This is a genomic window from Shinella sp. GW821-FHT11G07 (assembly GCF_058808115.1).
This window is the reverse complement of the sequence record NZ_JBXARJ010000008.1, coordinates 163,038-186,497: the sequence shown is the minus strand read 5'-3', so window position 1 is coordinate 186,497 and position 23,460 is coordinate 163,038. Positions and strand designations below refer to the sequence as shown.

At 63.2% G+C, this 23,460-nt stretch carries 22 protein-coding genes; 9 read left to right on the top strand and 13 right to left on the bottom strand.

The window, feature by feature from the left end:
* Window positions 1–86 precede the first annotated feature (86 nt).
* The gene (locus AC1RT2_RS17220; protein WP_493103784.1) at window positions 87–1,193 is read right to left on the bottom strand and encodes a branched-chain amino acid ABC transporter substrate-binding protein; all 1,107 of its coding nucleotides are present in this window, start codon (window positions 1,191–1,193) and stop codon (window positions 87–89) included.
* Window positions 1,194–1,495: 302 nt separating this feature from the next.
* On the opposite strand from AC1RT2_RS17220, the gene AC1RT2_RS17215 reads away from it, so the two are divergent.
* Window positions 1,496–2,068 carry a transglycosylase SLT domain-containing protein gene (locus AC1RT2_RS17215; RefSeq protein ID WP_493103782.1) on the top strand — a complete coding sequence of 191 codons (573 nt, stop codon included), beginning with the start codon at window positions 1,496–1,498 and terminating at the stop codon, window positions 2,066–2,068.
* A 129-nt stretch (window positions 2,069–2,197) separates the two neighbouring features.
* Here AC1RT2_RS17215 and AC1RT2_RS17210 read toward each other — a convergent pair whose 3' ends face one another.
* The 5 genes from AC1RT2_RS17210 to alr all read right to left on the bottom strand — a co-directional run bounded on the left by AC1RT2_RS17210 (window position 2,198) and on the right by alr (window position 8,037).
* Complete coding sequence (locus AC1RT2_RS17210) at window positions 2,198–2,938, bottom strand: SDR family NAD(P)-dependent oxidoreductase (RefSeq protein ID WP_493103780.1); 741 nt, start codon at window positions 2,936–2,938, stop codon at window positions 2,198–2,200.
* Between the two features lie 11 nt (window positions 2,939–2,949).
* Window positions 2,950–4,443 carry an amidophosphoribosyltransferase gene (gene purF, locus AC1RT2_RS17205; protein ID WP_493103778.1) on the bottom strand — a complete coding sequence of 498 codons (1,494 nt, stop codon included), beginning with the start codon at window positions 4,441–4,443 and terminating at the stop codon, window positions 2,950–2,952.
* A 188-nt stretch (window positions 4,444–4,631) separates the two neighbouring features.
* A complete protein-coding gene (locus tag AC1RT2_RS17200) occupies window positions 4,632–5,261 on the bottom strand; it encodes a CvpA family protein (RefSeq protein ID WP_069059277.1) in 630 nt (209 codons plus the stop codon).
* A gap of 131 nt (window positions 5,262–5,392) precedes the next feature.
* Entirely contained in the window at window positions 5,393–6,796 is a 1,404-nt protein-coding gene (gene radA, locus AC1RT2_RS17195; protein ID WP_069059276.1) for a DNA repair protein RadA, read from the bottom strand.
* A gap of 71 nt (window positions 6,797–6,867) precedes the next feature.
* Window positions 6,868–8,037, bottom strand: a complete 1,170-nt coding sequence (alr, locus tag AC1RT2_RS17190; protein ID WP_493103775.1) for an alanine racemase — start codon at window positions 8,035–8,037, stop codon at window positions 6,868–6,870.
* A 101-nt stretch (window positions 8,038–8,138) separates the two neighbouring features.
* Here alr and AC1RT2_RS17185 point away from each other — a divergent pair, with 101 nt between their 5' ends.
* Complete coding sequence (locus tag AC1RT2_RS17185) at window positions 8,139–8,741, top strand: hypothetical protein (RefSeq protein WP_493103773.1); 603 nt, start codon at window positions 8,139–8,141, stop codon at window positions 8,739–8,741.
* Between the two features lie 194 nt (window positions 8,742–8,935).
* Here the strand turns inward: AC1RT2_RS17185 and AC1RT2_RS17180 are convergent, their stop codons facing one another.
* From AC1RT2_RS17180 to rpsF, 6 genes are all read right to left on the bottom strand, one after another.
* On the bottom strand, window positions 8,936–10,435 hold the full coding sequence (locus tag AC1RT2_RS17180) for a replicative DNA helicase (RefSeq protein WP_069059273.1): 1,500 nt from the start codon (window positions 10,433–10,435) through the stop codon (window positions 8,936–8,938).
* 186 nt (window positions 10,436–10,621) lie between these two features.
* Entirely contained in the window at window positions 10,622–11,908 is a 1,287-nt protein-coding gene (locus AC1RT2_RS17175) for a cyclopropane fatty acid synthase (protein WP_493103771.1), read from the bottom strand.
* A 208-nt stretch (window positions 11,909–12,116) separates the two neighbouring features.
* Window positions 12,117–12,692 carry a 50S ribosomal protein L9 gene (gene rplI, locus AC1RT2_RS17170; RefSeq protein ID WP_069059271.1) on the bottom strand — a complete coding sequence of 192 codons (576 nt, stop codon included), beginning with the start codon at window positions 12,690–12,692 and terminating at the stop codon, window positions 12,117–12,119.
* A 22-nt stretch (window positions 12,693–12,714) separates the two neighbouring features.
* Window positions 12,715–13,689, bottom strand: coding sequence for a YybS family protein (locus AC1RT2_RS17165; protein ID WP_493103769.1), 975 nt, complete (start codon window positions 13,687–13,689; stop codon window positions 12,715–12,717).
* A gap of 209 nt (window positions 13,690–13,898) precedes the next feature.
* Entirely contained in the window at window positions 13,899–14,147 is a 249-nt protein-coding gene (rpsR, locus tag AC1RT2_RS17160) for a 30S ribosomal protein S18 (RefSeq protein ID WP_069059269.1), read from the bottom strand.
* Window positions 14,148–14,171: 24 nt separating this feature from the next.
* Window positions 14,172–14,633: a 30S ribosomal protein S6 gene (gene rpsF, locus AC1RT2_RS17155; RefSeq protein WP_069059268.1), complete on the bottom strand. Its 462-nt coding sequence runs from the start codon at window positions 14,631–14,633 to the stop codon at window positions 14,172–14,174.
* A 345-nt stretch (window positions 14,634–14,978) separates the two neighbouring features.
* On the opposite strand from rpsF, the gene AC1RT2_RS17150 reads away from it, so the two are divergent.
* Together AC1RT2_RS17150 and AC1RT2_RS17145 are read left to right on the top strand one after the other, a co-directional pair.
* On the top strand, window positions 14,979–15,344 hold the full coding sequence (locus AC1RT2_RS17150; RefSeq protein WP_493103766.1) for a hypothetical protein: 366 nt from the start codon (window positions 14,979–14,981) through the stop codon (window positions 15,342–15,344).
* 294 nt (window positions 15,345–15,638) lie between these two features.
* Window positions 15,639–17,027: a nucleobase:cation symporter-2 family protein gene (locus AC1RT2_RS17145; RefSeq protein ID WP_493103764.1), complete on the top strand. Its 1,389-nt coding sequence runs from the start codon at window positions 15,639–15,641 to the stop codon at window positions 17,025–17,027.
* Window positions 17,028–17,069: 42 nt separating this feature from the next.
* Here AC1RT2_RS17145 and AC1RT2_RS17140 read toward each other — a convergent pair whose 3' ends face one another.
* Window positions 17,070–18,113 carry an aldo/keto reductase gene (locus tag AC1RT2_RS17140; protein WP_493103762.1) on the bottom strand — a complete coding sequence of 348 codons (1,044 nt, stop codon included), beginning with the start codon at window positions 18,111–18,113 and terminating at the stop codon, window positions 17,070–17,072.
* 192 nt (window positions 18,114–18,305) lie between these two features.
* On the opposite strand from AC1RT2_RS17140, the gene fabD reads away from it, so the two are divergent.
* The 5 genes from fabD to mltG all read left to right on the top strand — a co-directional run bounded on the left by fabD (window position 18,306) and on the right by mltG (window position 23,311).
* Window positions 18,306–19,250 carry an ACP S-malonyltransferase gene (gene fabD, locus AC1RT2_RS17135; protein WP_493103760.1) on the top strand — a complete coding sequence of 315 codons (945 nt, stop codon included), beginning with the start codon at window positions 18,306–18,308 and terminating at the stop codon, window positions 19,248–19,250.
* A 25-nt stretch (window positions 19,251–19,275) separates the two neighbouring features.
* Entirely contained in the window at window positions 19,276–20,013 is a 738-nt protein-coding gene (gene fabG / locus AC1RT2_RS17130; RefSeq protein ID WP_069059262.1) for a 3-oxoacyl-[acyl-carrier-protein] reductase, read from the top strand.
* A 283-nt stretch (window positions 20,014–20,296) separates the two neighbouring features.
* Complete coding sequence (locus tag AC1RT2_RS17125; protein ID WP_018327362.1) at window positions 20,297–20,533, top strand: acyl carrier protein; 237 nt, start codon at window positions 20,297–20,299, stop codon at window positions 20,531–20,533.
* A gap of 112 nt (window positions 20,534–20,645) precedes the next feature.
* Window positions 20,646–21,905, top strand: coding sequence for a beta-ketoacyl-ACP synthase II (gene fabF / locus AC1RT2_RS17120; RefSeq protein WP_069059261.1), 1,260 nt, complete (start codon window positions 20,646–20,648; stop codon window positions 21,903–21,905).
* 224 nt (window positions 21,906–22,129) lie between these two features.
* A complete protein-coding gene (gene mltG / locus AC1RT2_RS17115) occupies window positions 22,130–23,311 on the top strand; it encodes an endolytic transglycosylase MltG (RefSeq protein ID WP_493103757.1) in 1,182 nt (393 codons plus the stop codon).
* Window positions 23,312–23,460 lie beyond the last annotated feature (149 nt).

Sequence of the window (23,460 nt, the reverse complement as noted above, 5' to 3'; positions counted from 1 at the left end):
AATTCCAGCAAAAGCGCGTAGCGGATCTACACAAACAAAAACGCCGGGGCAAAACCCCGGCGTTCGCATTCCAGTCGCTAAAAAGCTTACTCGGCGGCGACGATCTTGCCGTCTTCCCACTTGAACAGCGAGAAGCTCTGCGAGGTCAGGTCGCCGTTTTCACCGTAGGTGAGCTTGCCGATGGCGGTCGGGACCGCTTCGCCGGACTTCAGCGCGGTGGCGACGGCAGCAGCGTCTTCCGCGCTGCCAGCCTTCTCGATGCCGGCCTTCAGCACTTCGACGGCGGCATAGGCGTTAAGCGTGAAGGCTTCCGGCGGAATGCCCTTTTCCTTCAGCACGGCGACGGCGGCCTGGGAATCGGGGCTCTTCAGCGCGTCGGACGCGTTGGTGAAGAGCGTACCGGCAGCAGCTTCGTTGCCGATTGCCCAGTATTCGCTGTTCGACAGGCCTTCGCCGCCGATGATCGTTGCGTTGACCGAAAGGTCCTTCAACTGGCGAGCGAGCAGGCCGCCTTCCGGATGGTAGCCGCCGAAATAGATGACTTCGACGCCGTCAGCCTTGAGGCGGGTCAGGAGTGCGCTGAAATCCTTCTCACCGGGGGTAACCGAATCATAGAGCGCTTCGGTGATGCCGCCCTTGTTGATCGCGGCCTTGAATGCGTCAGCCAGGCCCTTGCCGTAGGCGCCCTTGTCATGGATCACGGCGACCTTCTTGTCCTTGAACTTGGCAAGAACGTAGGCAGCGGCGACATCCGCCTGCTGGTCGTCACGGCCGCAGGTGCGCAGCACGTTGGTGAGGCCACGGGCCGTCAGGTCCGGTGCGGTTGCCGTCGGGGTAACCATCAGGATGCCGTTTTCAGCCAGCACGTCGGAGGCCGGGATGGCAACGCCGGACGTGACCGGGCCGACGACGAAGCGGATGCCTTCGCCGACGATCTGGTTGGCGGCCGAAACGCCCTGCTTGGGTTCGCCGCCGTCATCCGCCAGCTTCAGCACGACCTGTTCGCCGAGGATGCCGCCGTTCTTGTTGATCTGGGCAACGGCAGCTTCCGCGCCGTTCTTGACCTGGTCGCCATAGGCGGCGACCGGGCCGGTGAGCGGCGCAATGAGGCCGATGACGATGTCTGCGTGGGCGAGTGGCGCGAAGGCGACGGAAGCCGCGAGCAGGGCTCCGGCGAAAATTGGCTTCTTCATGATCTCTCTCCTGAGCTTGGGCCTTGGGGAAAGGCCCGGTCGCAAACGCTCACGCGCCCGGACGGCGCTGCCGTATTCCGATGCGGAGCGGGTTCTTTCACGGTCCGGAACAATCATGCGCGAAGGCCCGGCGTGCTGCAGATTGATTAGGCCGTAAGGCCAAAAAGCGCAACAAAATAATGCATTTGCATATTTGATGGGCGGATCACCGGCGTGAATGAGAGGCGCTATCCGGCATTTGAATCAAAACGGATTGTTAAGATTTACGATTTATAAATATTCGCGAATTCTGAGGAACTGCGATGCGTTGCGTATTGATCGTCGTCCTCCTGCTGCTCGCCGGATGTGCGTCCGTGCCCCGCCAGACGCGGGACGCCTGTGCCATCTTCGAGCAGCGCGACGGCCTATTCGATAATTGGCGGCGAGCCGCCAACCGTGCCGAGCGGGAATACGGCGTGCCCGTTGCCGTGCTTATGGCGACGATCTACACGGAGTCCGGCTTCCGGCATAACGCGCGCCCGCCGCGCACAAAACTCTTCGGCTTCATTCCGTGGAAACGCCAATCGACGGCGCTGGGCTTCTCCCAGGCGCTGGACGGCACCTGGGCGCGCTACAAGCGCGAGACGGGCCGCTGGATGGCCAAACGCACCGATTTCGGCGATGCGATCCGCTTCATCGGCTGGTACCACAGCGAGAGCCACCGCAAGAACGGGATAGCCCTTAACGACACCTACCGGCTCTACATCGCCTATTATCACGGCCATGCCGGCTACAAGCGCGGCAACTGGAGCGGCACGGCGAAAACGGGCGGGAAGCGGGCGGCGGATATGGCCGCCTTGTATACGCGCCAGCTCAAGAACTGCGGTTCCTGGTAAGGTCAGGCACCCGCATCGTCGTTCGGCGACTGCGAAGGCGGATGGAAAATCCCGTAAACCAAAGAGGCCTGGCTCGATTTCCCGAGCCAGGCCTTTTTGGTTTATGAGTGAGGGGTCGCGCGCTGTCGGTCACTCCGGCAGGCGGTAATCCAACAGGCGGCCCTGTCGCATGTCGAAGAGCTTGCCGGTCTCGGCATAATCCGCGGCGACGAGCGGCAGAATGGCTTTCGCCACATCCGACGGATGCTGCACCGTTGTCGGGTCTTCACCGGGCACGGCCTGCGCGCGCATGGCGGTGCGGGTGGCGCCGGGATCGACCGAGGTGATGCGCAGTGCCGTGCGCTGCGTCTCGCTGGCCCAGGTGCGGGCCAGAGCCTCGACGGCCGCCTTGGAGGCGGAGTAGGGGCCCCAGAAGGGCTTGCATTTGTGCGCGGCGCTCGACGACAGGATGACGGCGCGGCCGGCGTCGGATTTCATGAGCAGCGGCTCGACCGAGCGGATCAGCCGCCACGTCGCGGTGACGTTGATGGTCATCACCTTCTCGAAAACCTTCGCCTCGACATGGCCGATCGGCGAGATCGTGCCGAGCACGCCGGCATTGGCGACCAGGATGTCGAGCTTGCCCCAGCGCTCGAAGATCGAGCCGCCGAGCTTGTCGATCGCTGCCATGTCGGCGAGGTCGAAAGGCACCAGCGTCGCGGAGCCGCCGACGGCCTTGATCGCATCGTCCAGTTCTTCAAGTCCACCCACGGTGCGGGCGCAGGCGACGACATGAGCGCCGGCCTTGGCCAGTTCGAGGGCAGTGAAATAGCCGATCCCGCGCGACGCGCCGGTGACCAGCGCGATGCGGTCTGTGAGGTCGATGCTCATGCTGCTGTCAATTATCCGTTGCTTGCCATTACCGAAATCTTCCGTCCCATCGTCTCGCCTTCCTTGTCAAGGAGGCGCGTCGGATAGTCGCCGGTGAAGTAGTGGTCGGTAAACTGCGGACGGGCGTTGTTGCGGTCTTCGCCGCCGACGGCGCGGTAGAGGCCGTCGATGGAGATGAACTCCAGCGAATCCGCACCGATATGCTTCGCCATCGCCTTGACGTCGTTGTACTGGTTGGCCAGCAGCTTGTCGCGGTCCGGCGTGTCGATGCCGTAGAAGTCCGGGTAGAAGATCATCGGACTGGCGACGCGGATATGCACTTCCTTGGCGCCTGCATCGCGGATCATCTGCACGATCTTCAGCGACGTCGTGCCGCGCACGATGGAATCGTCGACGAGGATGACGCGCTTGCCGTCGATCATCGCACGGTTGGCGGAGTGCTTCAGCTTCACGCCGAAGGCGCGGATCTGCTGCGTAGGCTCGATGAAGGTGCGGCCGACATAATGGTTGCGGATGATGCCGTATTCGAACGGGATGCCGCTCTGCTGGGCATAGCCGAGCGCTGCCGGTGTACCGCCATCCGGAACCGGCACGACGACGTCGCCGTCGACCGGATGCTCCTTGGCGAGGTTGATGCCCATGTTCTTGCGCGCGACATAAACGCTGCGGCCGCCGACGACCGAATCGGGACGGGCGAAATAGACATATTCGAAAAGGCAGAGCCGTTCCGGCTGCGCATTGCCCGACTTCTTCGCCTCGATGGTGATCGAGCCGTCCGACTGGATTTCGCAGACGATGATCTCGCCGTTCTCGACGTCGCGGATGTATTTCGCGCCGATGATGTCGAGCGCGCAGGTTTCCGAAGCGAAGATCGGCTTGCCGTCGAGTTCGCCCATGACGAGCGGGCGGATGCCCGTGGGATCGCGGGCGGCGATCAGCTTGGTGCGGGTGATGCCGAGCATCGAATAGCCGCCTTCCATCTGGCGGATCGCATCGATGAAGCGGTCCGTCGTGGAGGTGTAGCGCGAGCGGGCGATGAGGTGGAGCACGACTTCCGTGTCGGAGGTCGACTGACAGATGGCGCCGCCGGCAATGAGCTGGCGCCGCAGCGTCAGGCCGTTGGTGAAGTTGCCGTTATGGGCGACGGCAATGCCGCCGACTTCCAGTTCCGCAAACAACGGCTGCACATTGCGCAGCGCGACTTCGCCGGTGGTGGAGTAGCGCGTGTGGCCGATCGCCATGTTGCCGGGCAGCTTCGCGAGCGTTGCCGGGTTGGTATAGTGGTCGCCCACGAGACCCATATGCTTTTCGGTGTGGAACTGCTTGCCGTCGAAACAGACGATGCCGGCTGCCTCCTGGCCGCGATGCTGCAGCGCGTGCAGGCCGAGCGCCGTCAGCGTCGCGGCTTCCGGATGGCCGAGAATGCCGAAGACGCCGCACTCTTCATGAAGCGTGTCGCCGTCGAGATCGTCGTCGTGGCGGCCGGGAAACAGGAAATCGCTCATTGCTGCAAGCCTTTGCTCGGGACCATAGGAGGTTGCACGGTCTTCGTTGGGTCCGGCCACGCCCATATGGGTATTGCCGAAAGCATTTGCCACCGAGGCCCGGAAGCGTCAGTGGCTGATATCTCATCCTACCAAAAAATCGGGGAGCCTGCCTTCATCAATTCTCGTGAGGCGGCTCCCCTGATCACTTATCCGTTCGTTGCCGGAACCTCTTCGGCCGGCGTCTGGCCCGTACCTTGGCCCGTGCCGCCGGTGGCTGCATCCGGATCTTCCGCGCCGCCCTCGGCCGGCGCTCCTTCGGCCGGTTTGCCGCGCAGGCGATCGATGATCGTCGCATCGGCATCCTCCGGCAGGAGCGCCACGAGGCGCGAGCCGAGATTGTCGAGCAGCGGCTTCGATTTCGCCGTGGTGACCCAGCCCGGCTGCTGCTGCGGTGCCACCAGCCAGTTGAAGAACAGCATGGCGACGACGACAAGCAGGATGCCGCGGGCGGCACCGAACAGGAAGCCGAGCGTGCGGTCGAGCGCGCCGATGCGGCTGTCGATGATGAAGTCCGCGATGCGCATGGTGATGAACGAGATCACGATGAGCGCAACCAGGAAGACGGCGGCGGCGGAGCCGACCATCGCGACCGTGTCACTCGTCGTGTAGTCCTTCGCGTAGGGCAGCAGGACCGGATAGAGGAAATAGGCGGCTGCCGCGGCACCCACCCAGCTTGCGACGGAAAGCACTTCGCGCGAGAAACCGCGCACCATCGCCAGCACCGCCGAGAACAGCGCGACACCGATGACGATACCGTCGAGAATTGTGATGGGCATATTCGTCCTACTCCAAACCCGAAATGTCGCCGGGCCCCATATCCGGGTCGGGGCACCTTAGCGGAAGGCGTGTTCACCGTCTCAGTTCGGCACGCGTTTCCCACAGGGCTTTGTCCACGCGCCGGAGGGCGTCAAACGTCCTCGTCTTCCCGCTGGAGGGCGCGCTTCGATCCGGCAATGCGCGCCACCAGATCCGGCAGGCTGTCGATCTCGTTCCAGCGGCCGCCAGCGCCTTTCGGCAGATCGGCGGAACCGGCGGGGAGCACGGCCTGCGAAAACCCCAGTTTTTCCGCCTCCTTGAGGCGCTGGGCGGTGTGCGCCACCGGGCGAATGGCACCCGACAGGCTGACTTCGCCGAAATAGACGCAATCGGCGGGAAGGGCAAGACCGGCGAGCGACGAAACGAGCGCAGACGCAACGGCAAGGTCCGCCGCCGGCTCCGAAATGCGATAACCGCCGGCCACATTGAGGTAAACATCGTGTTGCCCGAGCCGGACGCCGCAATGCGCCTCCAGCACCGCCAGGATCATCGACAGCCTTGCCGAATCCCAGCCGACGATGGCGCGGCGCGGCGTGCCGAGCGAGGTGGGGGCGACCAGCGCCTGCACCTCGACAAGAACGGGACGCGTGCCCTCCATGCCGGCGAAGACGGCGGCACCCGGCGACTTCGCATTACGCTCGCCGAGGAAGAGTTCCGATGGATTGGAGACTTCGCGAAGCCCCTTGTCGGACATTTCGAAGACGCCGATCTCGTCCGTCGGGCCGAAGCGGTTCTTGACGGTGCGCAGGATGCGGTAGTGATGGCCGCGGTCGCCTTCGAAATAGAGCACGGCATCGACCATGTGCTCGACGACGCGGGGGCCTGCTATCTGGCCGTCCTTGGTGACATGGCCGACGAGCACCATGGCCGCACCCGTCTGCTTGGCGAAGCGGATCATCGCCTGCACGCCGGTGCGCACCTGCGTCACCGTGCCGGGCGCTGCCTCCGCCGTGTCGCTCCACAGCGTCTGGATCGAATCGATGATGACGAGGTCCGGCCGCTTGCCTTCGCCGATGGTGGCGAGAATGTCCTCGACATTGGTTTCGGCGGCGAGCAGCACGTCGGTCTCGGCTGCTTGCAGGCGTTGCGCGCGCAGGCGCACCTGCGCGACGGCCTCTTCGCCCGAGACATAGATGACGCGGTGGCCACCACGGGAGAGGGCGGCCGCGGCCTGCATCAGGAGCGTCGACTTGCCGATGCCCGGATCGCCGCCGATCAGCACCGCCGAGCCGCGCACGAAGCCACCGCCGGTCGCCCGGTCGAGTTCGGAAATGCGGGTGTGGATGCGCGGCGCTTCCTCAATTTCGCCCGACAGTGCCGTCAACGCGACCGGCCGGCCCTTCTTCGGCACCTTGCCGGGTCCGGAGCCGATGCCACCCATCGGGTCTTCCTCGACGACGGTGTTCCACTCGCCACACCCCTCGCACTTTCCGACCCAACGGGAATGCGCGGTGCCACAGTTCTGGCAGATGAATTGCGTGCGGGCTTTCGCCATCAGGTCTTGCTTTCCGGAACACGTCTCAGGGATTCGTTCCGGAAGCCATTAGCACAAAGAGGGAACATGTCCTACTTTTTCGCCGTCTCGTAGCGTCGTTCGTAACGTCCGCCCAGACTGGTCAAGAGCTCGTAGTCGATGGTGCCGCCAGCGCGCGCCACATCGGCAATCGGCATGTGGTTTCCGAAAAGCTCGATGAAGTCGCCGGCGCGCACACTTCCAGCCGGCAGGTCCGTCACGTCGAAATGGGTGAGGTCCATGGTAACGCGGCCGATCAACGGCACGGGGCGGCCATGCAGCACGCCGCTGGCGCCCGGAATGTTCGCGGTGCGCAGCGGCACGCCGGAGCCCGAAAGACTGCGCATGTAGCCGTCCGCATAGCCGATCGCCGCGACCGCGATGCGAGTGTCACGGGTAAACACCATCGAAGCGCCGTAGCTGACGCTTTCGCCGGCCTTCGCCTCGCGCACCTGAAGGATGCGCGCCTCGGCGGTGACGACCGGTTTCATCGGGTTCGGCACGTCGTTGACGGCAGCACCACCGTAGAGCGCAATGCCGGGACGGGTGAGGGTGAAGTGATAATCCTCGCCGAGGAAAATGCCGGCCGAGTTGGCGAGCGTCGCATCGATATCGTCGAAGGCCTCGACGACGCTGCGGAAGCGCTGGAGCTGCTGACGGTTCAGAGGATGGCTCGGGTCGTCGCCGCAGGCCAGATGGCTGAGCAGCATGATCGGCGAGAAGCTGGCCGGCCGCGCGGTGTCGCTGGCCAGCGCCAGCGCATCCTCGACGCGCAGGCCGAGCCGGCTCATGCCAGTATCGACATGCAGAACGCAGGGCAGGTCGCCGCCATCGGCGACGGCCGACATGAAGACGACGAGCTGCTCTTCCGAGACGATGACCGGCACCAGGTCGAATTCGAAGAACAGCCGCTCGGAGCCTGCCCACATGCCGGACAGCACATAGATGCGGACATCCGGCAGCACGCCGCGCAGCGCTGCCCCCTCGGCAGGCGTGGCGACGAAGAAATCGCGCGCACCGGCCTGATGGAAGCTCCGCGCCGCCGGTTCCAGACCGATGCCATAGGCGTCGGCCTTCAGCACTGCCGCCGTGCGGGCAGCACCCGAGCGTCGGGCCATGGCGCGCCAGTTGTCGGCGAGCGCCGAAAGGTCGATCGTCAGGCGGGCGTGATCCTCGCCGGCGACGGGCAGGGAGGAACGGGTGGAGGTATGGTGCGTGCTCATGGCTCTTGAGATACAGCCTGTGGACTATGGCGGCAATACGCTCGTCCGTCGCATTGCCGCCGGAAGGGGGCATCTCTATGGTGCGGAAAAAAGGAAAGACCATGCGGCGCGCAGTAGCAGCGACCATTGGGGCGATGGTGCTCGTCCTGGCCAGCAAGGCCGCAACTGCCGCGCATGACCTGCCGACGGATGCCGAGATGCGCGCGGCGCACGCCGTGCTGCTCGGCCTTGCCCAGGATGGTGCCGAGCCGGAGCGCGACAAGGGCGGCGACGTCTACTACTCGATCGTCGAAAACCCCAATGCGCCGCGGCTGGTGACGCGGCTCGAAGTCTCCGGCGCACCCTGTCGCGCACGCACGACCTCTGCCCTGCAATTTCCGGAACAGTGGGCGACACTGACGCTCGGCCTCGTCGATTTGAGCCGGGTCGCCACGGTCGCCGCTTATGCATCGGTCGACGACATGATTGCCGAGACGAACCCGGTCCCCTTCGATTCGCCAGAGGCGGAGCAGATCGTCCTGACGGGCGAGGGCCTTTATTGTTCGAGCCGCATGTCGCTGTCCGGCCAGAGCAATGCGTCGGACGATATGTGCGCCGACAGGCTCGACCTGCCGATGATGGACGAGGCACAGCGGTCGCGTGCACAGCGTGCGCTCGCCATCGTGGCACACTTCTGCAAGGCCCCGGCATTTGTGAAGAAGTAAGATCGGCACTGGCTCGGTTGCCGAAAAATCGAAGCTTTAAGTATCCCCCTCATCCGGCTGCCGGCACCTTCTCTCCGTCAGGGAGAAGGGGAAAACGAGACGTCACAATCCTTCCCTTCTCCCCAGCGGGGAGAAGGTGCCGGCAGGCGGATGAGGGGGGCCTTGCCTGGCAAGCTTGAGCAGGTGAACCCTGCCTAGTGCTCGTACTGCGTGAACGACGGGTCGGCGAGGTCGGTGAAGCGGGTGAATTCCGACTGGAAGGCGAGTTTTACCGTGCCGGTCGGTCCGTGACGCTGCTTGGCGATGATGACATCAGCCGTGCCCTTCACCGCTTCGAACTTCATCTTCCACTCTTCGTATTTCGGGTCGAACTCGTCGCGCGGCTCCATGTTCTTCACATAGTATTCCTCGCGGAACACGAAGAGCACGACGTCGGCGTCCTGCTCGATCGAGCCCGATTCGCGAAGGTCGGAGAGCTGCGGGCGCTTGTCCTCGCGGCTTTCCACCTGACGGGAGAGCTGGGAAAGCGCGATGATCGGTACGTTCAGTTCCTTGCCGAGCGCCTTCAGGCCCGTAGTAATCTGGGTGATTTCCTGCACGCGGTTATCGCTGGATTTGCCCGAGCCGGTCATCAGCTGGATATAGTCCACCACGAGGCAATCGAGGCCGCGCTGGCGCTTGAGGCGGCGTGCACGGGCGGATAGCTGGGCAATCGAGATACCACCGGTCTGGTCGATGTAGAGCGGCACTTTCTGCATCATCTGGCTGCAGGCGACGAGCTTTTCGAAGTCGGTCTCGGAAATGTCACCGCGGCGGATCTTCGACGAGGAGACTTCCGTCTGCTCGGAGATGATACGGGTGGCGAGCTGTTCGGAGGACATTTCGAGCGAGTAGAAGCCGACGACGCCGCCGTTCTTCGCCTTATAGGACCCGTCCGCCTGGATTTCCGGTTCGTAGGAGGCGGCGATGTTGTAGGCGATGTTGGTGGCAAGCGAGGTCTTGCCCATGCCGGGGCGTCCGGCAAGCACGATCAAGTCGGAGCGCTGCAAACCGCCCATGCGGCCATCGAGCGAGTGGATGCCGGTGGAAATGCCGGACAGCGAGCCGTCGCGCTCAAATGCCTGGCCGGCCATGTCGATTGCCAGCGCCACCGCGTCGTTGAACGACTGGAAGCCGCCGTCGTAGCGGCCGGTTTCGGCCAGCTCGAAGAGGCGGCGCTCGGCGTCTTCGATCTGGGTCTGCGGCGGCATGTCGAGTGGCGCGTCATAGGCGATGTTGACCATGTCCTCGCCGATATTGATCAGCGAGCGGCGCAGCGCCAGGTCATAGATCGCGCGGCCGTAGTCTTCCGCGTTGATAATCGTCACGGCCTCGGCGGCAAGGCGCGCGAGATATTGCGGGATCGTCAGGTCGCCGACCTTGCTGTCGGTGGGCAGGTGCGTCTTCAGCGTGATCGTGGTGGCGATCTTGCCCATGCGGATCGTATCGCCGGCAAGCTCGTAGATCTTGCGATGCAGCGGCTCGTTGAAGTGGATCGGCTTCAAGAAATCCGAGACGCGGTAATAGGCGTCGTTGTTGACGAGAATGGCGCCGAGAAGAGCCTGTTCGGCCTCGACGTTGTTCGGTGCCTCGCGGTGGTGCAGCTCCGCATTCTCGCGACCGGCCTGGTTGAGCTTGCGCACGGCGTCGTTCATCGTCCCGAATCTCCCGTCCCTGTTTTAGAAGGTCGCTGGTGTCGTTCCTTTGCTGTCGGGGGTCAAGCGCTTCCGGCCCTGGCCATGCTTTAGGCCCAGTCTTAGACTTTTCCACAGGCGGCCAGGACACGGCAAGCCCGGATTCCGCCGGGCCTGCTCGCTTTCGGTTGACTCATGCGCCGAATCTCACAGCGACGCCTCCTGCGGGAACTGGCGCGCGCCGCGCCGATCGCCCTTCGGGTTGCCCTCATGCGCCCTGAGGCAATCCTCGCCGCGCCCGATATATTCGCGCGTCAACGGCACAGCCTCCTGATCATGTGCGAGCTGGAGCTGGAAGACGACGAGGTTCTGCCAGCGGAAGGCGCTTTCGGATGCGGCGAGGTAGAACTCCCAGATCCGGCAGAACTTTTCGTCGTACAGCGCCTTGGCCTCCTCGCGCCTTGCCATGAAACGTTCGCGCCAGTGGCGCAGCGTCTCGGCATAGTGCAGCCGCAGGATCTCCACGTCCGTTACCGCAAGTCCGCTCTTTTCAACCGCCTGCATGACCTCGGAAAGGGCAGGGATGTAGCCACCGGGAAAGATGTATTTCTCGATGAACGGGTTGTTGGCCGAGGGCTGGTCGGTGCGGCCGATCGTGTGCAGCAACATCACGCCGTCGCGTTTCAACAGCGACGCGCTCTTCTTGAAGAAGGTGAGGTAGTTCGGCCGGCCGACATGCTCGAACATGCCGACCGAGACGATACGGTCGAACGGGCCTTCCGTGTTGCGATAGTCCTGCAGCAGGAATTTCACCGCATCGGAAAGTCCGGCCTCGTTCGCCCGCTTTACCGAAAGCGCGTGCTGTTCGTCGGAGAGTGTCACGCCCGTCACCTTGGCGCCGAGCTGGCGCGCAAGATAGAGCGCCATGCCGCCCCAGCCGCTGCCGATATCGAGCACGCTTTGGCCCGGCCGGTTGATGTTGAGCTTGGCGGCGATGTGCCGCTTCTTGGCAAGCTGCGCCTCGTCCAGCGTCTGGTCCGGCTGCTCGAAATAGGCGCAGGAATACTGGCGGTCCCGATCGAGGAAGAGATCGTAGAGCGCGCCGGTGAGATCATAGTGGTGCTGCACGTTCCTGCGCGAACGCATGACGCTGTTCTGTTCGCGCGCCCAGCGGAAGAGATAACGCACCCGCTCCAGAAGGTGGTTCCAGCGGGAATCGTAGTATTTGAAATCCGGGTTGCCGGTAAAGACGGTTTTCAAGAGGCCGTACATGTCGCCCTCGATGATATCGATATCGCCGGTGCCGTAGTGATGCCCGAGATAGTAGGCGGGATCGAGTGCGATGCCCCAGACCGCTTTGCGGGTGTTGAGGCGCATATGGATGGGATTGCCGGTGCCATCGCCAAAAGCCTGGATGGATCCGTCCGGGTAAGTGATCTTCAGATTTCCGGTCTCGACGAGGCGGGAAACGAGAGCCTGTACAATGAACTTCATTCGCTAAACTCCGTCGCGCTTTAAAAAGCGGCGGAACGGGTCGTGGTCGGAAACCGGCCTGGGAAGCGGCCCGACCGCCAATCCAGTCTAACGACATATAAATATTGATGCGAAAAACCGGATTTCAAGATGTGCTTTTTAGCCCTTGAAACGGCAACGGGCCGGCAGAGCCGGCCCGTCGTAGACGTTATTTGCTTAGAAGCCGATATCAGGCGTCTTCGTCTTCGCCTTCAGCTTCCGGATCGAAGAAGTCTTCCGGCTTCAGGGCGTCTTCGTCAACGCCGTAGATGGCGTCGGCCGACGTCAGGCTTTCGCCCTTCGTCTGGCGCTCGGCTTCATCGGCGGAGCGGGCAACGTTGACGACGATGCTGATCTCGACTTCGGCATGCAGGTGCAGCACGACCTTGTGCAGGCCAATGGCCTTGATCGGCGTGTTGAGCTCGACCTGGTTGCGGCCGACGTTGAAGCCTTCCGAAGACAGCGCCTCGATGATGTCGCGGGCGGCGACCGAACCGTAGAGCTGGCCGGTTTCGCCGGCGGAGCGGACGATGACGAAAGTCTTGCCGTCGAGCTTTTCGGCAACCGACTGGGCTTCCGACTTGCGCTCGAGGTTGCGGGCTTCGAGCGTCGAACGCTCGGATTCGAAGCGCTTCTTGTTGGCTTCGTTGGCGCGCAGCGCCTTGCCGAGCGGCAGCAGGTAGTTACGGGCAAAGCCGTCGCGAACCTTGACGATTTCGCCCATCTGGCCGAGCTTGGCGATGCGTTCGAGGAGAATGACGTTCATTTTCGAGTTCCTTTCTTGACGTTCAGGTATTCTGGTTTTTCTTCTCGGCCGGGCTGGCGGGTGTCAGCGCGATAGTGCGCCGCGTGTCCATCATGCCCAGTATGAGGATGGCGAAAATCGGTATCGTGAGAAGCAATACCGAGAGATAGGCGAACCACAGGGCAAAAAGCCGCCACGGCTTGCCGCGCGTCCTGAAATGCAGGCTCGCGAAGCCGGCAAGCACGAAACCGGCCCCGAAGGTGCCGCAGACGAGCGCGCCGATGATCGCCGGCACGCCGCCCAGGAAGGTGCTGACGAGACCGGCGAGAAAGATGAAGATCGCATTGCGGTGCATGCGCAGCGTCGACGGCATGTCTTCGCGCGGGCGAAGGCCCTTGCCAGACAGGCGGACGATGAAGCTTGCAATGTAGTAGGCGGCAAACAGCAGGAACACCCAGAGCGCGCCCTGCACGAGTGGCAGCGCCAGCGCAAAAATGGTCTTCATCTGCGCGATCGACGCCGCATCCGGATTGTAGAGCGGCTCCTGCGCCTTCAGCGTCTGGATGACGATATCGACGAGCTGGCTGGCCATCGCGCTGTCGTAGCCGACGATCGCGCCGACCGCGATCATGCCGAGCGTCACCATGAGCGCGAGATGGACGAGGATGTTGGACAGCGGGTACCAGGCGAGCGCGCCTTCCGGGCCGCCGAGTTCGGAGGCGGGGCGCGCGAGGTTGGCCAGATTGCTGAGCCAGCCGGCCGGAATGAGCGTGATGATGACGATCATCAGCGCGAAATAGGAGGAGACCAGAGCGGACGCGACGGCGCCACCGGCAACGACGGCAATCAGCGCGCTGGCATTGCCCCAGCCGAGGCCTGCAATGAGAATGGGAAGCGCGGACGCAGCGTAAAGCACGATTGCAAACGACGACTGTGCGTTCGCGCTCAGCGAAAGCAGAGCGGCGGTCACACCGGCAATCAGGCCGGTCGCAATCGATGTCGGCGTCAAGGTCTTCACGGTTCGCTGTCCTGTCTGTTCAGACAGTTAGAGGAGTTTCCTGACACAGTGATTCAGGACCGTCTCCCCAACATGGGATTTTGGTCTCCAGGAGACCGGCGGCTCCGATCCGCGCCCAACGCGGAAGGGAAATGGGGAAGGCGGCAAACCGTCTTCCCCGGAGTCAGGTGTCTCGGCCCGACGTCGAGTCAGGCCGCAGAGTCACTTGCTTACGCTACGACGTAGGGCAGCAGGCCGAGGAAGCGGGCGCGCTTGATCGCCTTGGCGAGTTCGCGCTGCTTCTTCTGGGAAACGGCCGTGATGCGGGACGGAACGATCTTGCCGCGCTCGGAGATGTAACGCGACAGAAGACGGACATCCTTGTAGTCGATCTTCGGAGCGTTTGCGCCCGAGAAGGGGCAGGTCTTGCGGCGGCGGTGGAACGGACGGCGTGCCGGAGCGGAGGAAGTATCAGCCATTGTCTTAGTCTCCTTCTGCTTCGATTACGCGCGGTCTTCGCGGGCCGGGCGGTCGCCGTCACGGCGCGGCGGACGATCGCCGAAGTCGCGGCGCGGGCCACGATCGCCGAAATCGCGGCGCGGGCCGCGGTCGTCGCCATCACGACGCGGACGGTCGTCACGGTCGCGCTTCTGCATCATTGCCGACGGGCCTTCTTCGTGGGCTTCGACAGCGATGGTCATGTAACGAAGAACGTCTTCGTTGATGCGCATCTGGCGTTCCATCTCGTGGATGGCAGCAGCCGGGGCATCGATGTCCATCAGGGCATAATGCGCCTTGCGGTTCTTCTTGATGCGGTAGGTCAGGGACTTGAGGCCCCAGTTTTCGATACGGCCGACCTTGCCGCCGAGCGATTCGATCACACCCTTGTACTGTTCGACGAGAGCGTCGACCTGCTGGGCGGACACGTCCTGGCGGGCCAGGAATACATGTTCGTAGAGAGCCATGTGGCTTTGCCTTTCTTGCGTTTACACCCGAAACCGGCGCCAAGCCTCAACGACAGTTCTTAAAGGCGCCAGGCCCGAAGCAAGAAAAGCGTTAATCCAGACGGTCGAGAGCGGAGACACGGGAGGCTGGAGCCCTTGGCTCCAAACGGCGTTCCTACAGGATCACCGGCCCTCCGTTCAGCCACCAGCCGATTGACCGGGTGTGTTGAACAGCGCGCTTATACGGATTTTTCGCCGGAACGCAAGGGCGGCCGGCAAATGCGCCTGCCTCATAATGCAACAGCGTTGGAACCAAACGGCAAAAGCCGCGTTCTTCTGTCGATCCAACCATATGGAGTGACCGACATGCAAGACCCGAACCTTGTCAATCGTCCCCCGGAAGATCGTTATACGCCTCCGGTGGATGATCGTGGCCCGACCGTCGTCAATCAGACGACCGGCGGCAGTGGCACCGGCGGCTGGGCCGTCGCCGTGATCCTCGCTGTGCTCGTCGCCGTGGGCATCTTCTATTTCGTCGGCAGCGGAACGCCGGGTGACGGCGTCGATCCGAACGCCAATACATCGGCGATCGGCACGACCGATACGGCTCCGGCCGGTGGCGCCGCCACCGATGGCCAGACGGGCGGCGCGACTGGCGGCGCGCAGCCGCTGGAAGTCCAGCCGAATGGCGGCCAGACCGAAGGCGGTGGCGCAACCACGACCACCCCGTAACCATCGTCACCCAGCATGGGGCCCTGAGAAACCCGCCGTTTCGGCGGGTTTCTTTTTGCGTCAAGCCAAGCGCCAAACCCTTGCTATCGAGCGAAACTCTTTCGGGATTTTTTGAAGAAACCCCGGCGGCGAACTCGGCTAGCTTCTCCTCCCCGAAGTGGAGGCTTCGGATCGCCGCGTTCAAGCGGCATCAACCACGCCGGGAGGAGAAGCCATGGCAAACCATAGCGTTCGTGCGCAGGCACGACGGAGCGCGGCTGCGCTTAAAAGCGAAAACCGGATCGAGGCGCGCGCATGAACGCCCATACGCATCCGGATTTGCCGACCTCAACGACAAACGACCTGGTTTTCGCGCTGGAGGACAAGCCGAAGCCGCCAATCGCTCTGTTGGCCGCGATCCAGCACCTGCTCGCCATCATCGTCCCGATCGTCACGCCGGGGCTTCTGATCTGTCAGGCGCTCGGGGTTTCGGCACGCGACACCAACATGATCGTTTCCATGTCGCTGGTCATTTCAGGCATCGCGACCTTCGTGCAGTGCCGGCGGTTCGGCCCGCTGGGTGCCGGCCTGCTGATCGTCCAGGGCACCAGCTTCAACTTCGTCGGCCCGCTCATTGCGGGTGGCGCGCTCATGGTGCAGCAGGGCACGCCCGTCGAGGCGGTCATGGCCTGCATCTTCGGGGTGGTGATTGCCGGCTCGTTCATCGAGATGGGGCTTTCCCGTATCCTGCCCTTCGTCAGGAAGCTCATCACGCCGCTGGTGACGGGGATCGTCGTTCTGATGATCGGCCTTACGCTGATCAAGGTCGGGCTCATCAGTATGGGCGGCGGCTTCGGCGCGATGAAGACCGGCACGTTTGCAAACGGCGAAAACCTCCTGCTGTCTGGCACCGTGCTCGCCCTGATCATCGGCCTCAACCGTGTCCAGATCGTCTGGGTGAGAAGTGCCGCGATCATCATCGCGCTTGGCGTCGGTTATGCGCTTGCCGCCGCGCTCGGCCGTCTCGATTTCGCGGGCGTTCATGAGGCCGCCTGGTTCCAGGTGCCGACGCCGCTGCATTTCGGGCTCGATTTCTCCTGGTCGCTGTTCGCGCCGATGGTGGTGATCTATCTGGTGACGTCGCTCGAAGCGATCGGCGACATCACCGCCACCAGCAAGATTTCGCGCCAGCCGGTCGAAGGCCCGGTCTGGATGGAGCGGGTCAAGGGTGGCGTGCTGGTCAACGGGGCGAATTCGTTCCTCGCCGGCATCTTCAACACCTTCCCGAGTTCGGTCTTCGCGCAGAACAACGGCATCATCCAGCTGACCGGCGTCGCAAGCCGCCATGTCGGCGTCTATATTGCAGGTGTGCTCGTGCTGCTCGGCCTGTTCCCGACCACGGCCGGCATCATCCAGGCGGTGCCGGAACCGGTTCTCGGTGGCGCAGTGATCGTGATGTTCGGCGCCGTTGCCGCTTCCGGCATCAACATCCTCGCCGGCATCCAGCTTGACCGGCGGGCATTGCTGATCATCGCGATCTCGCTGGCCCTCGGTCTTGGCGTGTCGCAGGTGCCGGAATTCGTTTCGCACATGCCGCGCTTCCTGAAGGACGTGCTGGAATCGGGCGTTGCGACGGGCGGCCTTTGCGCCTTGCTGCTGAACTGGCTGCTGCCGGAAACGCAGGAGCCCAAACCCGTCCATTGATCGACAGTCCGGGCGGCCGAATGCTCGGCCGCCCGGCTTGGCTTACATCGGCGCCGGATAGAGCCGGTGAATGCGGCGAATGCCGTTCATCACGTCGGCCGAGAGCGTGAGATCCGCCGCCCCGATATCCGTCTTCAACTGCTCCATCGACGTTGCGCCGATGATGGCGGAGGCCATGAAGGGCCGCGTCAGGCAGAAGGCGATGGCCATTTGCGCGGGGTCGATCCCGTGTTCCTTTGCAAGTTCCACATAGGCGCGCACCGCCGGCTCCTGAAGCGGCTGGTAGCGGCCGCCGAGGTCGCCGTTCTTCATCAGGCGCGAGCCTTCCGGCTTGGCGCCATCGAGATACTTTCCGGTCAGAAGACCGGCAGCGAGCGGCGAATAGGCCAGCAGCCCGATATCCTCGTGGTGCGACAGTTCTGCGAGATCGAGGTCAAAGGTCCGGTAGAGCAGGTTGTACTCGTTCTGGAGCGACGCGACGCGCGGCAGGCCCTTGTCCTCGGCGAGCTTCAGCATGCGCATCGTGCCCCAGGCCGTGTCGTTGGAAAGGCCAAGCGCCCGCACCTTGCCGGTCTTCACGATATCGCCGATGGTTTCGAGGATTTCCGCAAGCTCCGCGGTGACCTTCTCGCGATCCTGCTTCGATGGCTCGTAGCTCCAGGCGTTGCGGAAATGGTAGTGACCGCGGTTCGGCCAATGCAACTGGTAGAGGTCGAGATAGTCGGTCTTGAGGCGCGACAGGCTGTTGTCGATCGCTTCGAGAATGCCGGCGCGGCTGATCGGAGCGCCATCACGTATATAAGGACGGCCGGGGCCGGCGACCTTGGTGGCGAGCACGACCTTGTCGCGGTTGCCGCGGGCCTTCATCCAGCTGCCGATGAAGCGTTCGGTGTCGCCGTAGGTTTCGGGGGAGAGAGGGGTGGTTGGATAGAGTTCGGCCGTATCGATAAAGTTGACGCCCTGGGAGAAGGCGTAGTCGAGCTGGTCGTGCGCGTCCTGCTCGCTGTTCTGCGAGCCCCAGGTCATGGTGCCGAGGCAGATTTCCGACACGCTGATGCCGGTCCTGCCGAGCGGATGATATTTCATGGGAGGAAAAATCCTGTTGTGGGAACGGCGCGAATGTAGGCTAGCCGTCGTGAAGTGCAAGACGGAATAGGGCGATTCCCTGTGCGAAGGCCTTGGAAATGGCTGTTCTGGCGACGTTGGGTCTGGTTCAGTGCCTTGACTCGGCCGACCGGAATGTGAATGGAAAAGAAAACAGAAGATGGGAGACCCCCTATGAGCGTAGCATTCACCTTTCCCGGCCAGGGCAGCCAGGCCGTCGGCATGGGCAAGGATCTCGCGGAAGCCTTCCCGGAAGCGCGCGCCGTTTTCGCGGAAGTCGACGAGGCCCTCGGCCAGAAACTGTCCGACATCATGTTCGAAGGCCCGGAAGAGACGTTGACGCTGACGGCGAACGCCCAGCCGGCGCTGATGGCGGTGTCGATCGCCGTGATGCGCGTGCTCGAAGCGCGCGGCCTGTCGCTGAAGGATCAGGTCTCCTACGTTGCCGGTCACTCGCTCGGTGAATATTCGGCGCTCTGCGCCGCCGGCACCTTCTCGCTTTCCGATACCGCGCGGCTCCTGCGCATCCGCGGCAATGCCATGCAGTCGGCCGTGCCGGTCGGCGCAGGCGCCATGGCCGCAATCATCGGCCTGGAGCAGGCGGATGTAGAAGCCATCTGCCAGGAAGCCTCCAGCGGCGGTTCGTGCCAGACCGCCAACGACAATGGCGGCGGCCAGCTGGTCATATCCGGCTCCAAGCCGGCCGTCGAAGTGGCCGCCCGGCTGGCGACGGAAAAGGGTGCCAAGCGTGCGCTGATGCTTTCCGTCTCCGCCCCCTTCCATTCCGCCCTGATGGGCCCGGCGGCCGATGCCATGCGCGAGGCACTGGCCGGTGTCACGGCGAAGACGCCTGTCGTTCCGCTCATTGCCAATGTGCGCGCAGCACCCGTCACCGATCCGCAGGAAATCGTACGCCTGCTCGTCGAGCAGGTCACCGGCCAGGTGCGCTGGCGCGAGACGGTGGAATGGTTCGCAAAGAACGATGTCACCACGCTTTATGAAGTGGGATCCGGCAAGGTGCTGACCGGCCTTGCTCGCCGCATCGACAAGTCCGTCACCGGCATCGCCATCAACACGCCCGCCGATATCGACAGCGCGCTCGCTGCGCTCATCGGCTGATTTCTTTCACCAAAGGAACGGAACCATGCTTGATCTTACCGGCCGCAAGGCCCTCGTTACCGGCGCTTCCGGCGGCATTGGCGAAGAGATCGCCCGCATCCTCCATGCCCAGGGCGCCATTGTCGGCCTGCACGGCACGCGCGTCGAAAAGCTGGAAACGCTTGCCAACGAACTTGGCGAACGCGTCCATATCTTCCCGGCCAACCTCTCCGACCGTGCCGAAGTGAAGGCACTCGGCGAGAAGGCGGAAGCCGAGCTTGGCGGCGTCGACATCCTTGTCAACAATGCCGGCATCACCAAGGACGGCCTGTTCGTGCGCATGAGCGATGACGACTGGGATGCGGTCCTGGAAGTCAACCTGACGGCCGTCTTCCGCCTGACGCGCGAACTGACGCATCCGATGATGCGCCGCCGCTACGGCCGCATCATCAACATCACCTCCATCGTCGGCGTTACCGGCAATCCGGGCCAGGCGAACTACTGCGCCTCCAAGGCCGGCATGATCGGTTTCACCAAGTCGCTGGCGCAGGAAATCGCCACCCGCAACGTAACCGTCAACTGCGTAGCACCGGGTTTCATCGAAAGCGCGATGACCGGCAAGCTGAACGACAAGCAGAAGGACGCCATCATGGGCGCCATTCCCATGAAGCGCATGGGCACCGGCGCGGAAGTTGCATCGGCCGTCGCATACCTCGCTTCGTCGGAAGCCGCCTACATGACGGGCCAGACGCTGCACGTGAATGGCGGCATGGCGATGATCTGAGGATGGGCCAAGTGCCCGACGGAACGGCATGAATTGCATGTTGACCGCTGGAGCACCGGCCATTTTCACACTTTGCGACAGACTTAAACCGTGTTAATCGGGCCATGACTGTCAGCAGTCGGCCGGCAAAGGCCTGAGCGATCAGGCGGTACGGGAACCGTATCGCCGTTGCCGCATTGCCGGTTGAAGGGTTTGCCGGATGTGTTCTTGAGGCACATCGGGCGCGTTGAGTGTCCGGTGCCGTGACAGGCACCGATCAAAAACAAAGGTCGAGGAATCCGACATGAGCGACGTAGCAGAACGCGTAAAGAAAATTGTCATTGATCATCTGGGCGTTGACGCCGAAAAAGTCAGCGAAGGCGCAAGTTTCATCGATGATCTTGGCGCGGACTCGCTCGACACCGTCGAACTGGTCATGGCGTTCGAAGAAGAGTTCGGCGTCGAGATCCCGGACGATGCCGCTGACTCGATCCTGACGGTCGGCGACGCCGTCAAGTTCATCGAGAAGGCCCAGGCCTAATCATTGATGCCGGGATGGGCTGCTTTTCAGCGGCCCGTCCCAGCCTCCCCTCCAGGAGGCCTATCTCCTCATGGAGAAACGACATAGAATTCTATAGGGTGGATTACGAACGATGAGGCGTGTCGTTATCACTGGTACCGGCATGGTATCTCCGCTTGGCTGTGGCACCGAAGTGACCTGGAGCCGGCTTCTCGAAGGCCGAAGCGGCGCCGCCAGGGTCACCACCTTCGAGGTCGACGATCTCCCCGCAAAGATTGCCTGTTCCATTCCGCTCGGCGACGGTTCCGATGGCACCTACAATGCCGACCAGTGGATGGAACCCAAGGAACAGCGCAAGGTCGATCCGTTCATCGTTTATGCGGTGGCCGCTGCCGACATGGCGCTTGCCGATGCAGGCTGGCATCCGAAGACCAATGACGACCAGATCGCGACCGGCGTGCTTATCGGCTCCGGTATCGGCGGTCTCGATGGCATCGTCGAAGCCGGCTATACGCTGCGCGACAAGGGTCCCCGCCGCGTTTCGCCCTTTTTCATTCCCGGCCGTCTGATCAACCTGGCCTCCGGCCATGTCTCGATCAAGCACAAGCTGCGCGGACCCAACCATTCGGTCGTCACGGCCTGTTCGACGGGCGCGCACGCCATTGGCGATGCCAGCCGCCTGATTGCGCTGGGCGACGCCGACGTCATGGTGGCGGGTGGTGCCGAATCGCCGATCTGCCGCATCGCGCTTGCCGGTTTTGCCGCCTGCAAGGCGCTGTCGACCGACCGCAACGACGACCCGACCGCAGCCTCGCGCCCCTATGACAGGGACCGCGACGGCTTCGTCATGGGCGAGGGCGCCGGCATCGTCATTCTGGAAGAACTGGAACACGCCAAGGCCCGCGGCGCGAAGATCTATGCCGAAGTCGTCGGCTACGGTCTCTCCGGCGATGCCTTCCACATCACCGCGCCGTCCGAAGATGGCGACGGCGCGTATCGCTGCATGCAGATGGCGCTGAAGCGCGCCGGCATTCCGGCCAGCGAACTCGACTACATCAATGCGCACGGCACCTCCACCATGGCCGATACGATCGAGCTTGGTGCGGTGGAACGGCTTGTCGGCGATGCGGCTTCGCGCGTTTCGATGTCATCCACCAAGTCGGCGATCGGCCATCTGCTTGGTGCTGCCGGTGCCGTCGAGGCGATCTTTGCAGCCCTTGCGATCCGTGACAATATCGCGCCGCCGACGCTGAACCTCGACAATCCCGCCGTCGAGACGGCGATCGACCTGGTGCCGCACAAGGCCCGCAAGCGCGAAATCAACGTGGCGCTGTCCAATTCGTTCGGTTTCGGCGGAACGAATGCATCGCTGGTTCTCAAGCGCTACGCTTGACCTGGTCCGGGGCTTTGGCCCCGGCGCGCAGCACACACCCAAGCGAGAAGAGCGGGTTCATCCTGCTTTTGCCGTATTGCTCTGCTGAGAGACGACGACAGCGCCGCGTTATTCGTGACGCGCAAGACACGCTGTAGCATTTTAAATTTCTGCCGAATTCGTTAAACCGGTGTCGATTTAACGCGTTATGCAGGGGCAATGCCCGAACATGATGAGGACAGTCCGTGAGCGACACGAACGATTCCGGCGAGACGCAGTTTGGCCGCGGTGAGACATCCGGCCAGCCGCGCATCATCCCCAAGTCCGCCAACGAGGCCCTTCGGCCGGAACAGGTGCCGCAGCCGCCGAGCCGCCGCCGCTCGCGCAAGGCACGCAGCCAGCTCGTCATCTTCCTGAATTTCGTCATGACGGTGGTCGTCTTTGCAACGATCATCGGCGTCGGCATCTTCTACTACGGCGTCAAGAGCTACGAAGAGCAGGGGCCGCTGACCGCCAACACGAACTTCATCGTGCGCGCCGGCGCCGGCACCAACGAGATCGCCGCCAATCTCGAGCGCAACAACATCATCACCGACAGCCGCGTCTTCCGCGTGCTGTCACGCGTCTATCTCGACGGCCAGACGCTGAAGGCCGGTGAATACGAGATCAAGTCCGGCGCCACGATGCGCGACATCGTCGAACTGCTGAAGTCCGGCAAGTCGATCCTCTACAGTGTTTCCGTACCGGAAGGCCTGACCGTCAAGCAGATCTTCAAGCGCCTCAAGGACGATCCGGTTCTCGAAGGCGACCTGCCGGTCGATCTGCCGGTCGAGGGTACATTGATGCCCGATACCTACAAGTTCTCGCGCGGCACCAAGCGCGCCGATATCCTGCATCAGATGCAGGATGCGCAGAAGGCGCTGATCGACCAGATCTGGGAGCGCCGCGACGACGATCTGCCGATCGCGACGCGCGAAGAGTTCGTCACGCTGGCCTCGATCGTCGAGAAGGAGACGGGCAGGGCCGATGAGCGCTCGCGTGTCGCCTCGGTCTTCCTGAACCGTCTCGACAAGGGCATGCGCCTGCAGTCCGACCCGACGATCATCTACGGCATCTTTGGTGGCGACGGCAAACCGGCCGAGCGGCCGATCTACCAGTCGGACCTCGAAAAGCAGACGCCCTTCAACACCTATGTCATCAAGGGCCTGCCGCCGACGCCGATCGCCAATCCGGGCCGCGCGGCACTCGAAGCCGTCGCAAACCCTTCGCGCACCACCGACCTCTACTTCGTTGCCGACGGTACGGGCGGCCACGTCTTTGCCGAGACGCTCGACGAGCACAACCAGAACGTCCGCCGCTGGCGCAAGCTGGAAGCGGAGAAGGCTGCCGAGGCTGCAAAAGCAACGGGAGCCACCGGTTCGCAGTAACGGGCTCTCCGGCAGCGGATTGATCTCATAAGCCTCACGCATCGCAAAACATGGCACACGGCCCTGGCGAAAACCGCCGGGGCCGTTTCGTTATCAGCGGCGTTAAAGAGTTGGAAAGCCTGATGCGAAGCTGATCCTGAACAGGGCTG